The sequence below is a fragment of the Leisingera methylohalidivorans DSM 14336 genome (genome assembly GCF_000511355.1).
Lineage (GTDB): Bacteria > Pseudomonadota > Alphaproteobacteria > Rhodobacterales > Rhodobacteraceae > Leisingera > Leisingera methylohalidivorans.
In genome coordinates this window covers 522,195-535,722 of the sequence record NC_023135.1, presented here as the reverse complement: position 1 = coordinate 535,722, position 13,528 = coordinate 522,195, and the positions used below count along the sequence as shown (strand labels likewise).

The 13,528-nt window shown below is 64.7% G+C and carries 15 protein-coding genes; 4 read left to right on the top strand and 11 right to left on the bottom strand.

What is annotated here, in order from left to right; translation table 11 throughout:
- Nucleotides 1-10: 10 nt before the first annotated feature.
- The 3 genes from METH_RS02755 to METH_RS02745 form a co-directional block, all read right to left on the bottom strand.
- The gene (locus tag METH_RS02755) at nucleotides 11-772 is read right to left on the bottom strand and encodes an ABC transporter permease (protein WP_024088881.1); all 762 of its coding nucleotides are present in this window, start codon (nucleotides 770-772) and stop codon (nucleotides 11-13) included.
- Nucleotides 769-1,728 carry an ABC transporter ATP-binding protein gene (locus tag METH_RS02750; protein WP_024088880.1) on the bottom strand — a complete coding sequence of 320 codons (960 nt, stop codon included), beginning with the start codon at nucleotides 1,726-1,728 and terminating at the stop codon, nucleotides 769-771. The genes METH_RS02755 and METH_RS02750 overlap by 4 nt, the downstream gene beginning before the upstream one ends.
- A 113-nt stretch (nucleotides 1,729-1,841) precedes the next feature.
- Entirely contained in the window at nucleotides 1,842-2,360 is a 519-nt protein-coding gene (locus METH_RS02745) for an SRPBCC family protein (protein ID WP_024088879.1), read from the bottom strand.
- 168 nt (nucleotides 2,361-2,528) lie between these two features.
- Here METH_RS02745 and METH_RS02740 point away from each other — a divergent pair, with 168 nt between their 5' ends.
- Nucleotides 2,529-3,203 carry an NAD(P)-dependent oxidoreductase gene (locus METH_RS02740; RefSeq protein WP_024088878.1) on the top strand — a complete coding sequence of 225 codons (675 nt, stop codon included), beginning with the start codon at nucleotides 2,529-2,531 and terminating at the stop codon, nucleotides 3,201-3,203.
- 279 nt (nucleotides 3,204-3,482) lie between these two features.
- Here the strand turns inward: METH_RS02740 and pobA are convergent, their stop codons facing one another.
- Nucleotides 3,483-4,664 (bottom strand): 4-hydroxybenzoate 3-monooxygenase, encoded by a 1,182-nt coding sequence (gene pobA, locus METH_RS02735; protein ID WP_024088877.1) that lies wholly within the window; start codon nucleotides 4,662-4,664, stop codon nucleotides 3,483-3,485.
- A 103-nt stretch (nucleotides 4,665-4,767) separates the two neighbouring features.
- Between pobA and METH_RS02730 the strand changes: the two genes are divergently transcribed.
- Entirely contained in the window at nucleotides 4,768-5,628 is an 861-nt protein-coding gene (locus METH_RS02730; RefSeq protein ID WP_044008311.1) for a helix-turn-helix domain-containing protein, read from the top strand.
- A gap of 44 nt (nucleotides 5,629-5,672) precedes the next feature.
- Nucleotides 5,673-6,758: a CaiB/BaiF CoA transferase family protein gene (locus tag METH_RS02725; protein ID WP_024088875.1), complete on the top strand. Its 1,086-nt coding sequence runs from the start codon at nucleotides 5,673-5,675 to the stop codon at nucleotides 6,756-6,758.
- Between the two features lie 2 nt (nucleotides 6,759-6,760).
- Here the strand turns inward: METH_RS02725 and METH_RS24265 are convergent, their stop codons facing one another.
- Entirely contained in the window at nucleotides 6,761-6,898 is a 138-nt protein-coding gene (locus METH_RS24265; RefSeq protein ID WP_169731229.1) for a hypothetical protein, read from the bottom strand.
- A gap of 115 nt (nucleotides 6,899-7,013) precedes the next feature.
- The gene (hemE, locus tag METH_RS02715; RefSeq protein WP_024088873.1) at nucleotides 7,014-8,048 is read right to left on the bottom strand and encodes a uroporphyrinogen decarboxylase; all 1,035 of its coding nucleotides are present in this window, start codon (nucleotides 8,046-8,048) and stop codon (nucleotides 7,014-7,016) included.
- 185 nt (nucleotides 8,049-8,233) lie between these two features.
- Between hemE and hemC the strand changes: the two genes are divergently transcribed.
- Entirely contained in the window at nucleotides 8,234-9,193 is a 960-nt protein-coding gene (hemC, locus tag METH_RS02710; protein ID WP_024088872.1) for a hydroxymethylbilane synthase, read from the top strand.
- Between the two features lie 150 nt (nucleotides 9,194-9,343).
- Here the strand turns inward: hemC and METH_RS02705 are convergent, their stop codons facing one another.
- The 5 genes from METH_RS02705 to clpS all read right to left on the bottom strand — a co-directional run bounded on the left by METH_RS02705 (nucleotide 9,344) and on the right by clpS (nucleotide 13,466).
- Nucleotides 9,344-10,159: a glycoside hydrolase family 25 protein gene (locus METH_RS02705; protein WP_024088871.1), complete on the bottom strand. Its 816-nt coding sequence runs from the start codon at nucleotides 10,157-10,159 to the stop codon at nucleotides 9,344-9,346.
- A gap of 180 nt (nucleotides 10,160-10,339) precedes the next feature.
- A complete protein-coding gene (gene hemF, locus METH_RS02700) occupies nucleotides 10,340-11,233 on the bottom strand; it encodes an oxygen-dependent coproporphyrinogen oxidase (protein WP_024088870.1) in 894 nt (297 codons plus the stop codon).
- Nucleotides 11,234-11,248: 15 nt separating this feature from the next.
- On the bottom strand, nucleotides 11,249-12,055 hold the full coding sequence (locus METH_RS02695; RefSeq protein WP_024088869.1) for an SDR family NAD(P)-dependent oxidoreductase: 807 nt from the start codon (nucleotides 12,053-12,055) through the stop codon (nucleotides 11,249-11,251).
- Between the two features lie 85 nt (nucleotides 12,056-12,140).
- A complete protein-coding gene (locus METH_RS02690) occupies nucleotides 12,141-13,130 on the bottom strand; it encodes a class I SAM-dependent methyltransferase (protein ID WP_024088868.1) in 990 nt (329 codons plus the stop codon).
- Between the two features lie 12 nt (nucleotides 13,131-13,142).
- On the bottom strand, nucleotides 13,143-13,466 hold the full coding sequence (clpS, locus tag METH_RS02685) for an ATP-dependent Clp protease adapter ClpS (RefSeq protein ID WP_036762377.1): 324 nt from the start codon (nucleotides 13,464-13,466) through the stop codon (nucleotides 13,143-13,145).
- Nucleotides 13,467-13,528 lie beyond the last annotated feature (62 nt).

Sequence of the window (13,528 nt, the reverse complement as noted above, 5' to 3'; positions counted from 1 at the left end):
AGCCGCCGGATCAGGCCCGGATGCGCCAGCCGGTCTTGAAGATCCACCAGATGACGCCCATGCAGGCCAGGGTGAAGCCGCCGATTGCGCAGAGGCTCAGCAAAACCGGCACGTCCGCCTGGCCGAAAAACGCCCAGCGGAATCCCGACACCAGGTAAACCACCGGGTTGAACAAGGTGATGGTCTGCCATACCGGCGGCAGCATCGAGATTGAATAGAAAGAGCCGCCCAGGAATACCAGCGGCGTCACCACCAGAAGGGGCACCAGCTGCAGCTGCTCGAAATTCCCGGCCCAGATGCCAATGATGAACCCCATCAGCGAGAAGCTGAGACAGGTCAGCAGCAGAAACGCCACCATGGCAACCGGGTGCTGGATCGACAGATCTACAAACAGCGACGCCGTGCACAGGATCACCACGCCGATAAACAGCGACTTGGTTGCCGCCGCCCCGACAAATCCCGCAACCACCTCCAGGAAATTGATCGGCGCCGACAGGATTTCGTAGATGTTGCCGATGAACTTCGGGAAATAGATCCCGAAGGAGGCATTGGAGATGCTCTGGGTGATCACCGACAGCATGATCAGTCCCGGCACGATGAAGGCCCCGTAGTCGATCCCGTCCACTTCCTGGATCCGGCTGCCGATGGCGCTGCCGAAGACGACGAAATAGAGCGACGTGGAAAGCACCGGAGAGATGAAGCTTTGCAGAAACGTGCGCCAGAACCGCGCCATTTCCGCCCTGTAGATGGTGGCAACCGCTGTCCAGTTCATGCTGCGTCCCCTTGAACTGCGTCAGCCGGAGTCCCATCCCCGGAAACAAGTCCGACAAAGATATCTTCCAGGCTGGATTCCCGTGTCTGCACATCCGCCAGCACCAGCCCGGCCTGCGCCACGTCATTCAGCAGTGTGGTGATGCCGGTCCGTTCGGCCCTGGTGTCATAGGTGTACAGCAGCGCACCGCCGCCATTCACCAGCTGCAATTCGTGCTGCGCCAGCGTTTCGGGTATCGCGTCAACCGGCGCCGTCAGCTGCACCTCCAGCTGCTTCTGCCCCATCCGGGCCATCAGCTGCTCCTTCGCCTCGACCAGCAGCAATTCACCGCCGGTGATCACACCGACCCGGTCGGCAATCGCTTCTGCTTCCTCGATGTAATGGGTGGTCAGGATGATGGTGACGCCACCGGCCTTCAGCTCATCCACGATCGCCCACATGTCCTTGCGCAGCTCAACATCCACGCCCGCCGTCGGCTCATCCAGGAACAGGATGCGCGGATCATGCGCCAGCGCCTTGGCAATCAGCACCCTGCGCTTCATGCCGCCGGACAGCTCCATGATCTTGGCATCCCGCTTGTCCCACAGCGACAGTTTGCGCAGCACTGCCTCGATCCGCGCCGGATCGGCAGGCTTGCCGAACAGCCCGCGCGAAAAGCTGACGGTGTCATGCACTTTGGCAAAAGGCTCCAGGGTGATCTCCTGCGGCACCAGCCCGATCAGCGCACGGGCGGCGCGGAATTCAGCCACATTGTCGAAACCGCCGACGCTGACATGGCCCGAGGTAGCAGTGGTGATGCCACAGACCGTGGATATCAGCGTGGTCTTGCCAGCCCCATTGGGGCCGAGCAGAGCCAGAATCTCACCTTCCTCAATATCAAGCGAAACGCCCTTCAGCGCCTCGAAACCGCCGTCATAGACCTTGCGCAGATCGCGGATGGACAGGATGGACGCCATGGTGCCTCCGGCATGTTCTCAAATCGCGGCCACCCTAACGGCGGCCTGCCGCCTCTGCCAGCCCCCGCCTTGCAGACGCGCCTGTGCACCTGCGCAGGGGGGGGCTGGCTGGCTCAGCCGCGGCCAGTTACCTTGCTGAACCAGCCCGTCTTTCCGCCCTCTTCCTGCGGGCCATCATCCCCGCCCGCCTCTTCCGGGGCCAGATGCGCCTGGAGATTGGCAAAAAACTGATCGGCCATCTTCTTGGCAAAGCCGTCGATGATGCGGCTGCCAAGCTGTGCCAGCTTGCCGCCGACCTTGGCCTCCACCTCATAAGACAACAGCGTGCCGGTTTCCGATGGCGCCAGCGTCACAACCGCCCCGCCCTTGGCAAAACCGGCCGCACCGCCTTTGCCTTCACCGGAAATGGTCAGCGTTTCATTCTCCACCAGACCGGACAGGCTGACCTGCCCCTTGAAGGTGGCCTTCACCGGGCCGACCTTTTGCGTGACCTTGGCCTCAAAACCCTCTTCGGGCGTGCCGGTCACCTCCTGCGCGCCGGGCACGCAGGCTTTCAGAACTTCCGGATCCAGAAGCGCGGCGTATACCGTGGCGGGTTCGGCGGCGATTTCCTTCTGGTCAGTCATCTGCATGGCTTGGCCTCCCTGGCGTAATCTCGTTGCCTTCCAGACCTAGCCGCCCGGCACCGGCCTGCCAAGCCATCTGTCACAACCATCGGCTAACCCCACTGGCGGCTTTATCTTGACGTCAAGATTTATAGCCACTATCTCGACATCAAGATAAGCGAAAGGAAGCACCCAATGAAGTTCCTCATCCTTGGCGCCACTGGCGACGTTGGCGGCGCAGCCCTGCGCGCGGCGGTGGCGCGCGGTCATCAGGTCACCGCAGCGGCGCGCAAGCCGCAAGCACTGGCAGAGATCAGCCCGCTGGTCACGCCCTTCCCGCTGGATCTGCTGGCCGATCCACAGGCCGCAGTGGCGGCGGCGCAGGGTCATGACCTGATTATCAGCGCCCTGCGCCCGCCCGCCGGGCGTGAAGAGGATCTGGTTCCTCTGACCCGCACCGCAGTGCAGGCAGCGCGCCGCGCCGGCATTCCGGCCCTGGTGACCGGCGGCGCGGCCTTGCTGAAACTGCCGGATGGCAGCCGCCACACGGTGCTGAGCGCGCCGGGCTTCCTGCCCGAAAGCTCCCGCCTGATTGCCGAAGCCTGCGCAGCGCAAGACGCGATGCTGGAACAGGAAACCGGAGTGGAATGGACCTGCCTGCGTCCCCCCGCGCTGCTGACAGAGGGCCCGCTGACCGGCCAATACCAGCTTGGCACCGATACGCTGCTGACGAACGCGGCGGGTGTTTCGCAGATCTCCTTTGCGGATTTCGGCGCCGCATTGCTGGATCTGGCTGAACAGCCGCGCCATGGCAGCCGAAGACTGACGGTTGCCTGGGGCGCTCCCGCCCCTGCCCGGGCGGCCGGCTGACGCCGGGCCTTGGGCCGCGTTGGGCCGGGCAGCGTGCTGCGCACGCTGCAGCTTCGCCTGTGGTTCTCAGGCAGCCGGATCCGGTCTGGGCCTGCACCGAAACGGCCTCGAGCAGAGCCGTGCCAGCCGGTACGGTTGGCTGCAGGCGGGCCCGGCGCCGCGCACCCGCGCGGCGCCGGGCCCAAGGCTTTGCCGTGCATCCCGGATGCATGGCAAAGGCGCGGGAACCTGCCGTTCCTTGGCCGGCGCTGCACTTGCGCCCAACGGGACCCTCCGCGCCTAATACGGCAGCCCGACGTAATTCTCTGCCAGCGAGGCCTGCGCCGCCGCAGAGGAAAACAAGTAATCCAGATCTGCCCGCTGCAACCGCAGATCGGTCTCGGTTCCTTGCGGGAACCGATGCAGCAGATTGGTCATCCACCAGCTGAAACGCTCCGCTTTCCAGACCCGCGCCAATGCTTTCCCGGAATAGCCGTCCAGCCCGCTGCTGTCGCCCTGCAGATAGTGGTCCTGGAAGCCGTGATAGAGATAGTAAATGTCCGAGGCCGCGGAATTCAGCCCCTTGGCCCCGGTCGGCGGCACGATATGGGCGGCGTCGCCCGCCAGGAACAGATTGCCGTACCGCATCGGCTCCGCCACGAAACTGCGCAATGGCGCGATGGATTTCTCAATCGACGGACCGGTTTCCAACTGCCCGGCCACCTGCTCCGGCAGCCGGCGCTTCAGCTCCGCCCAGAAGGCTGCGTCGCTCCAATCCTCTGCCCGGTCGGTCAGCGGCACCTGGATGTAATAGCGGCTCAGCACCCGGCTGCGCAGCGAGCATAAGGCAAATCCCCGGTCATGGCGGGCATAGATCAGCTCTTCCGCCACCGGCGGCGTTTCCGACAGAACCCCAAGCCAGCCGAACGGATAGACCTTCTCGTATTCTCTCAGCACCTCCGCCGGGATAGATTTGCGGCTGACCCCGTGAAAGCCGTCGGCCCCGACGATGAAGTCGCAATCTGCCCGATGGGCCGCGCCATCCTGCTCCCAGGTCACATAGGGGCGCGCGTCCTTCAGCCCATGCGGCTGCACATTCTGCACATCGTGCAGGATCACCCCGCCCATCGCGTCGCGCGCCTCGTAAAGATCGCGGGTCACTTCGGTCTGACCATAGACCATCACCGTTTCACCGCCGGTGTGCTTTGCCAGGTCGATCCGGTCCAGCCGCCCCTGATGGGCAATATGGAACCCTGCGTGGATCTCCCCTTCGCGGTCCATCCGCCCGCTGCAGCCCGCCTCGCGCATCAGATTGACGAAACCATGTTCCAGCACCCCTGCCCGGATCCGGCCCAGCACATACTCCCGTGTGTGTTTTTCCAGCACGATCGAGCGGATTCCCTTGCGATCAAGCAGCTGCGACAGCAGCAGCCCCGAAGGCCCGCCGCCAATGATGACAACCTGTGTCTGATGCGTGGACATGCGCGTTCCCCATTTTTCCGGTCTGTGCGTGCAGTGTGAATTATGCGCCGCGCGGGCATGTTTGCGAATGGACCCAACGCGCCAGTTCTTGTATATTTCGCACATGCCTTCACAGCCCCCCATCGACACCTACAACCTGTTTGGCGAGACCGCTGAACTTGCCGATGTCCTGCATGCGGAGACCATTCGCGCCCGGTCCGAGATGTATGATTGGCAGCTGAGACCGCACCGCCATGCCCGGCTGCACCAGATACTGGTGCTGACCGGCGGTGCGGGAGAGGCGGATCTTGACGGAAACAGCCACACCCTGTCCCCGCCCTGCCTGATCAATGTGCCCCGCGGCGTGGTGCATGGCTTCCGCTTTGGCAACGGCACCGGCGGCTGGGTGATCACGCTCGCTTCGGATCTGCTGGACCATAGCCTGGCACCGGGCGAAGGACTGCGCGCAGCGCTGGATCTGCCTGCCGTCCAGCCCTTGCCCGAAGGGCTGCAAAGCCTGGCTGCGCGTCTGTTCCGTGAATACGGAAACAAGGGCTTCGGCCGCGCGCAGATGCTGCGCGGGCTGGCGCTGTCGGTTACAGCGCTGGCGGCCCGCGCCATCGCCGCCGCCCAGGGAGAGGATCCGCAAGCCCGGACCAGCCCGCTGTTTGCCCGGTTCGAGGCGCTGGTGGAGCGCGACTTCCGCCTGCGCCGCCCGCTGGCGGACTACGCTGGCGCGCTGGCTGTTTCCGCGACCCACCTCAACCGCATCGCCCATCAGGCCACCGGCCAGCCTGCCTCGGCCCTGATCCGCGCCCGTGTCCTGCGCGAGGCGCGGCGGCTGCTGATCTACACCAACCTGACCGCAGCCCAGATCGCCTATGAGCTCGGCTTTACCGACCCCGCCCATTTCAGCCGGGTCTTTGCCAAGGGCACCGGACTGCCGCCACGGAAATTCCGCCAGCAGCTTGCCGGAAGCGGCTGATCCGCCGCAGACTATTCCAGCCAGCAATCACGAAAGGGGCCGCAATGCTGCAAGGGATCCGCATTCTGGAGGTCGAAGGCCTGGGCCCCGGCCCCTTTGCCGCAATGACCCTGGCAGACCTCGGGGCGGAGGTGATCTGCGTCAACCGCAAGGGCGGCGCCGTTACCCCCGGAATGCCGGAACGCTCGCTGCTGGACCGGGGCAAACGATCAATTGAGCTGGATCTGAAAGAGCCGGCTGATGCCGAAACCTTTCTGGCCCTGGCCGCCACCGCCGACGGGCTGATCGAGGGTTTCCGCCCCGGCGTGATGGAGCGGCTGGGCCTTGGCCCCGATGCCTGCCGCGCGGTCAATCCCGCGCTGGTCTATGGCCGCATGACCGGCTGGGGGCAGGTGAGTCCGCTGGCCCATGCCGCCGGGCATGATCTGAATTACATCGCCCTGTCCGGTGCGCTTTGGTATGCCTCCGCCCCGGGCGATGTGCCGCAAACACCCGCCACGCTGGTCGGCGACATTGGCGGCGGCGCACTGTATCTGGTAGCGGGGATGCTGGCCGGTATCCTCAAGGCAAGGTCCACTGGCGGGGGATGCGTGGTCGACGCTGCAATCTATGACGGCTCGGCCCACATGATGAACCTCTTGATGAGCATCCGCCAGGCTGGCAATTTCGGTGCGCAACGCGGCGCAAACCTGCTCGACGGACCGCATTGGAGCCGCACCTATGCCTGCGCCTGCGGCGGCTTTGTCTCGGTGCAATGCCTGGAGCCGAAATTCTATGCGCTGTTTCTGGAAAAGCTGCAGCTGGCCGATGACCCGGATTTTCAGCAGCAGTTCAACAAGGCCCTGTGGCCTGTGCTCACTGGCAGGCTCGCCGGGCTCTTTGCCAGCCAGCCGCGTGATCACTGGGCAGCGCTTTTCGTGGGCACCGACGCCTGCGTGGCACCGGTGCTGAACCCCGACGAAGCCCTGGCGCACCCGATGAACAGCCGCGGCACATGGGCCGAGGCGCAGGGCGTGCTTCAAGCCGCCCCCGCCCCGCGGTTTTCAGATCAGCCGCAATGGACGCCGCCGGATATCCCCGGACGCGGCCAGCATACGGAAGAGATCCTGTCGGAGCTGCGCCGCCTGTAAGCTCAGTCTTCTGTCTTGGTCTTCTCGGCGGCCGCCTTCATGCGTTTCAGCAGCTCGCTTTTGTCCGTTTGCTTGCCAAACGGGTTCTTCTTGGTCCCTTTGGCATTATGTTCGGCGTGACGAGGTTTGTTCTTGCCCATTTTGGGTGCTCCAGATTTACCGTAATCCACCGTTCAGTCCTTATTCGCGGGGCGTGTTGCAGCGCTGATGCCTGAAACCGCCGCCCGGCACAAGGCCGGGCCGCTGCTGAACCGCTTAGCCGCCGCGGACCGTGTCAATCATCAGCTGCACATTGTCCGGGTTGGCATCGGGTGTGATGCCATGGCCCAGGTTAAAGATATGCGGGCCGTTTTTAAAGGCTTCGACAATACGCCGGGTCTCATCCACCAGGTCCTGCCCGCCGGTCACCATATGGCGGGAGGCCAGATTGCCCTGCACGCAGCCATCGGCCTGCACATGCGCCGCTGCCCAGGCCGGATCGACCGAGTTGTCCAGCGCCACGCAGTCAATTCCGGTGGCCTTGGCAAAGCCTGCGTATTTACCGCCCGCTTCCCGCGGGAAGCCGATCACGGGAATGCCCGGATGGCGCTCCTTCAGCGCCGCGGTGATCTGGCGGCAGGGTTCCAGCGCATACTTTTGGAACGCCTCCCCCTTCAGAGACCCGGCCCAGCTGTCGAAGATCTTGACAACTTCGGCCCCCGCTTCGATCTGCTTGGACAGGTAATCAATGGTCGCCTCGGTGATCCGCGCCAGCAGCGCCTCGAACAGCGCGGTGTTTTCCTCGCGCAGGGCATGGGCCGGGCCCTGATCGGGGGTGCCGCGGCCCGCGATCATATAGGTCGCAACAGTCCAGGGCGCGCCGGCAAATCCGATCAGCGGGGTCTCAGCCGGCAGTTCGCGCGACAGAATGCGGACGGTCTCATAGATCGGGTTCAGGGTCTCGTGGATATCGCACGCGGGGCCGAGCTTGGCAAAGTCGCTCTCCGTGGTGATGGTCGACAGCCGCGGGCCTTCGCCGGTCACAAACCACAAATCAGCCCCCAGCGCCTGCGGGATCAGCAGGATGTCGGCAAACAGGATCGCCGCATCAAAACCATAGCGGCGGATCGGCTGCAGGGTCACTTCGGCGGCCAATTCAGGATTGTAGCACAGCGACAGGAAATCCCCGGCCTCGGCCCGCGTCGCACGGTATTCCGGCAAATAGCGGCCCGCCTGGCGCATCATCCAGATCGGCGGCACATCCTGTTTTTCACCCGCCAATGCACGCAGCAGCTTCTTTTGTCCGGCCATGTCATCCTCGCAATCATTCGCCCCCTGAGGTCACGCCTGCGCGGGCGAATGTCAAGGGCAGGGGCGATCTGCCGCGCCCTGCCCCGGCGCGCCTTGTTCTATATCAAAGCCCGCGCTCTGCCCCCGTAGGACCTGCGCAAAAAACCGGTTTCCTCCGCCGCGCAATCTGATTTAAGGCTTCTTCCATGAAACTGACCCTGCCCTCCCCCGCTTCGCCCCTGAAAATCGGCACCCGCGGATCGCCGCTGGCGCTGGCCCAGGCTTATGAGACCCGCTCCCGTCTCGCCGCCGCGTTCGGCCTCCCGCAGGACGCATTCGAAATTGTCCCGATCACCACCACCGGCGACAACAAGGCGCTGATCGCGGCCGACAAGCCGCTGAAGGAACTGGGCGGCAAGGGGCTGTTCACCAAGGAAGTGGAAGAAGCCCTGCTGGCAGGCAGTATCGACATTGCGGTGCATTCGATGAAGGACATGCCGGTGCTGCAGCCGGCGGAGCTGGCGCTGGACACTTATCTGCCGCGCGAGGACGTGCGCGACGCGTTTATCTCCCCGTCGCTGACGTCGCTGCACGGCCTGGCCGAGGGCGCGGTGGTCGGCACCTCTTCCCTGCGCCGCCGCGCACAGCTGCTGAACCGGCGTCCCGGCCTGAAAGTGGTGGACTTCCGCGGCAATGTGCAGACCCGGCTACGCAAACTGGCCGAGGGCGTTGCCGAATGCACCTTCCTGGCGATGGCCGGTCTCAACCGGCTGGCAATGGCCGATGTGCCGGCCACTCCGATCGAAACGAACGACATGCTGCCCGCCGTGTCCCAGGGCGCCATCGGCATCGAGCGCCGCGCTGACGACAGCCACGCGGCAGAGATGCTGTCAGCAATCCATGACGGCGAAACCGGCCAGCGGCTGGCGGCGGAACGCGCCTTCCTGACGGCGCTTGACGGCTCCTGCGAAACCCCGATTGCGGGCTTGGCGGAACTCGACGGCACCACCCTGCGCCTGCGCGGCGAGGTGCTGCGCCTGGACGGTTCCGAAGCGATCAGCGACGATCAGACCTGTCCGGTTGAAGACGGCGCAGAGCTGGGTCGCGAGATGGCGGCGAAGCTGCTGGAGCAGGCCGGCCCTGGCTTCTTCGACTGGAGGGCCTGAGCCGGCCCTCTGAATACACCTCTCACACGGCCCCGCCTCCCGCTCCGGGATATGTTCACCCCGAAGAAGCGGGCTTCTTTCTGGTTTGTAAATACTCTGGGGGAGGCGCCCGCCCGGGCGGCGGGGGCAAAGCCCCCTCTGTTCCCTGCCTCAGATCTGCCCTGACCACCTCAGCCAGCTCTCCGGGCTGCCGCGGAAGGTGTTAAGATCCACGTCGCCCGCCACCCCCGGCACCGCACCGGTGCCGGAGTATTGCCAGAAGCTCCAGCTTTCGCCCGGGTAGACCTTCTGCGGATGGCCCGCGACCGAACGCAGCCAGAACTCGGTGCCGCCAAGGCGCCCGATGCCGGTATCGCGGTAGAAATCCACCGTCGTGTAGACCACCGGGCGCTTGCCGTAGTGGCGCTCCAGGATATTCAGGAACTTTCGCGCCTCGGACCGCACCGTGGCGCCGTCCGGCCGCGTGCGGCAGGTCGGGGAGCGGTGGTTCCACTCCATATCCAGCACGGGCGGCAGCGCGTTTGCATCCTTTGGCACGTTGCGGATGAACCAGCGCGCCTGCTCGGCTGCAGGGCGGCAGAAATAGTAATAATGATAGGCGCCGCGTTTCAGCCCCGCAGCCCGCGCGCCGTGCCAATTGCTGCGGAACATGGCGTCGGTGTGGTCGCCGCCCTCGGTCGCCTTGATATAGGCGAACGACACGCCCGAGCGGCGGACTTTGCGCCAGTCGATATCGCCCTGATAGCGGGAGACGTCGATGCCGTGAACCGGATAGGACCAGGGTTTGCGCCCCTCCCACTCATGCGGGTCGCGGTCGCCGAACCGGGGATATGTCCGCAGCCCGGACAGCCGCGCATTGGCAGGCTCGGTGCGGGTGACTTCCGGCGCGGCCACCGCCCTCTCGGCCGGCCTGCCGCACCCCGCTGCCAATGCCATTGCCAGAATCCCCAGAACCAGTCTGCGCATGTGATCTGCTCCCTGCCTCAACCTGTTATCAGCTGCTCTTGTCGTTTGGCTGCTGCATTTCACTCTAGCGCAGGCAGGCGCAAAGTCGCGGCCGGCGGCGGTAAATCAGCATAAATCCGCCGGCAGGAAAAACGCGCCGCATCGGGGCGGCGCGTTTGCAATGTCACGGGTGCAGCAGTCTCAGGCCCATTTGGCCAAGGGCGGCAGGCTCATCAGCACAGCGTTGGCGTCATGGCCGGTTTCCAGCCCGAATTTGGTGCCGCGGTCATAGACCAGATTGTATTCCGCATAGAGCCCGCGGTGGATCAGCTGCGCATCCTTGTCGGCCTCGTCGAAATCCTGCACCCGGCGCTTTTCAACCAGCGGCACAAAGGCCGGCAGGAAGGCGCGGCCGATGTCCCGGGTCAGCGCAAAATCCGCCGCCCAATCGCCGGAATTCCGGTCATCCATAAAGATCCCGCCCACCCCGCGGGCGCGCTTGCGGTGGGGGATGTAGAAATACTCGTCCGCCCATGCTTTCAGCCGCGGATACTGCTCCGCGCCATGCGGATCCAGGTGCTGTTTCTGCGTGGCGTGGAAATGCGCGGTGTCCTCATCGTATTCGATGCAGGGGTTCAGATCCGAGCCGCCGCCGAACCACCAGGCGTGCGGGGTCCAGAACATACGGGTGTTCATATGCACCGCCGGCACATGCGGGTTGCGCATATGCGCCACCAATGAGATGCCCGAGGCCCAGAACCGCGGATCATCCTTCATCCCCGGAATGCCCTTGCGCGCCGCCATCGCATTCTGCGCCCGTTCGCCCAGGGTGCCGTAAACCTCGGAAATATTGACGCCGACTTTTTCAAACACCCGGCCGCCGCGCATCACGCTCATCAGCCCGCCGCCCGCGTCCGCGCCGTCCTCCGCGCTGCGCCTGGTTTCCGTCACTTCAAACCGGCCCGCCTCCATGTCTGCAAACGGGCCTGCGCCGTGGCTGTCCTCCAGCCCCTCAAAGGCCGCAACGATCTGGCCGCGCAGCTCCCGGAACCAGGTGGCAGCCCGGGCCTTCTCTTCTTTCATCTCAGCAGTCATTCGGGGTCTTTCCAATCAGTGGACCGGTGCGGCCACCGGATCCAGCAGCGTGCGGCCGCCGTCCAGCGTCAGCACTTGGCCAGTCATGAAGCCAGAGGCGTCGGAGGCCAGATACTGCGCCGTTTCGGTCAATTCCGTGGGCGACGCGATACGGCCCAGTGGCGTATGCGCCTCGATATCCTCGCGGTAGCTGCGGTTGTCCTTCAGGGTCGTCCGCATCGACGCGCTCATCACCGATCCGAAAGCAATCGAGTTCACCCGGATCTTGTGCGGCGCCAGCGCCACCGACAGGGACCGGGTCGCCTGATCCAGCGCGGCTGAGGCCACCGAATAGGCCATCAGCCCGGGGTGGGTGCGGCGCGCGGCAATGGAGGACAGGTTGATAATGCTGCCCAGCGAGCCGCTGCTGTTCTCGTCTTCCTCACCCTGCCGGATCATCCGCTTCGCCACCTGCTGCGACAGGCGCACAGCGGGCAGCAGGCTTTCCATCAGCAGCTGGTCCAAGGTGTCATCGGCGGGGTCCAGCGGATCTGTTGCCACCATCTGGCGCGCGCCGTTCACCAGGATGTCCACCCCGTCAAAGGCGTCGATGGTGGCCGACAGCAGGTTGGCAATTGTCAGCCGCTCGCGCAGATCGCCTGCGAAATAGCGGATATTGCTTTCCTCGGCCTGCTCGCCCAACTCGGCCACCAGCTGCTCCTCATGGGTGTCGGCGAACATCACATTGGCGCCGGCATCTGCAAACTGCTTGCCGATCGCCAGGCCGATACCGCTTGAGGCGCCGGTCACGATGGCGGTTTTGCCGGAAATCGAAAAAGACATGTAAGGGCACTCCCCTGGGGCAATCTGGACCGCACGTTAGACCGCGCCTGCCGGTTTGGAAACCGGCATTGCGCCCGGCGCGCGGTTACTTGCGGCGGCGTTTCGGCCGGGCTGCGTGCAGAATCTTGAAGCGGTTGTCGCCGCCCTCTTCGCGCACCTGGGCAAAGCGTTCGCCCAGCGCCACCTCATAGGGCAGATGCCGGTTGGCCACCATCCACAGGCTGCCGGAGGGCGCCAGCATGGCCGCCGCCGCGCCGATGAAGGCCTGGCCCAGCGACGGTTCCGCCGTGCGGGTGGTGTGGAACGGCGGGTTCATCACCACGGTGTTCACAGTGCCCGGCGCCTTCCATGTCCGCGCGTCGGCCCAATGAAACTGCGCCCGGCTGTCCGCCGCATTCCGCCGCGCGCAGGCCAGCGCGTGGTAATCGGCTTCGGCCAGATGCACCTCCTCGACGCCCTCGCGCTTCAGCACCTCCGCCGAGAGGTATCCCCAGCCCGCACCCAGATCGGCGACACAGCGGCCCAGCTTCTGCGGCAGCGCCGCCGCCAGCATCCGGGAGGCCGGGTCGATCCCGTCCGCCGAAAACACGCCCGGCGCGGTGATGAAGCCTTCAACCTGCTGCGGTTCCGCGGGCAGCCACCCGGACAGATCGGTGCCGCCGTCGATCCAGAACACCTTGCCATGCGCCTTGGAAACCGGGGCCGAGGGGGCGCAGCGTTTGCGCAGATCCTTCAGAACCGAATCAATGCCCTCGATCTTGGCGCCGTCAATCAGCACCTGCCCCTGCGTCGCAGCCGCCGCCTGCGCGATCAGCATCCGCGCCAGCGCCTTGGCCCGCGGGATGAAAACCACGGCAGCGGCCAGCACCTCATCCGGTTCCAGAACCGGGGTGCAGGCATAGCCCTGGCCGGCAAAGTGATCGTGGTCCGGGCGGAACGGCTGAACGATCAGCAGCTGTTCCTTGGGCAGGGCCGAAAGATCGTGATCGCTGCGCGGGTGGAACACGGCAATGCGCCCCTCCGGCGGAACAGCAAAGCCGCCCGATTGGGCGGCCAGTGACAGGCGAACAGACATCTAAGAGCCTCTTTATTCTTCTTTTTCCATGGTGCACTGCAGCGGGTGCTGGTGGCGGCGGGCGAAATCCATCACCTGTCCCACCTTGGTTTCAGCCACCTCATGGCTGAACACGCCAACCACGGCAACGCCTTTCTTATGCACTGTCAGCATGATCTCGAACGCCTGCGCGTGGGTCATGCCGAAGAACCGTTCCAGCACCATCACGACAAATTCCATCGGCGTGTAGTCGTCATTCAGCAGCAGCACTTTGTAGCGCGGCGGCCGTTTGGTTTTCGGCCGCGTCTTCGTCAGGACGCCGGATTCCGTGTCGTCGTCTGAATGGTCGGTCATCATGATGTGCTGCAGCGGCATAAGCAATTTGATCCGTTGATGCGTGGATTTTCCTGTGAGGCTTA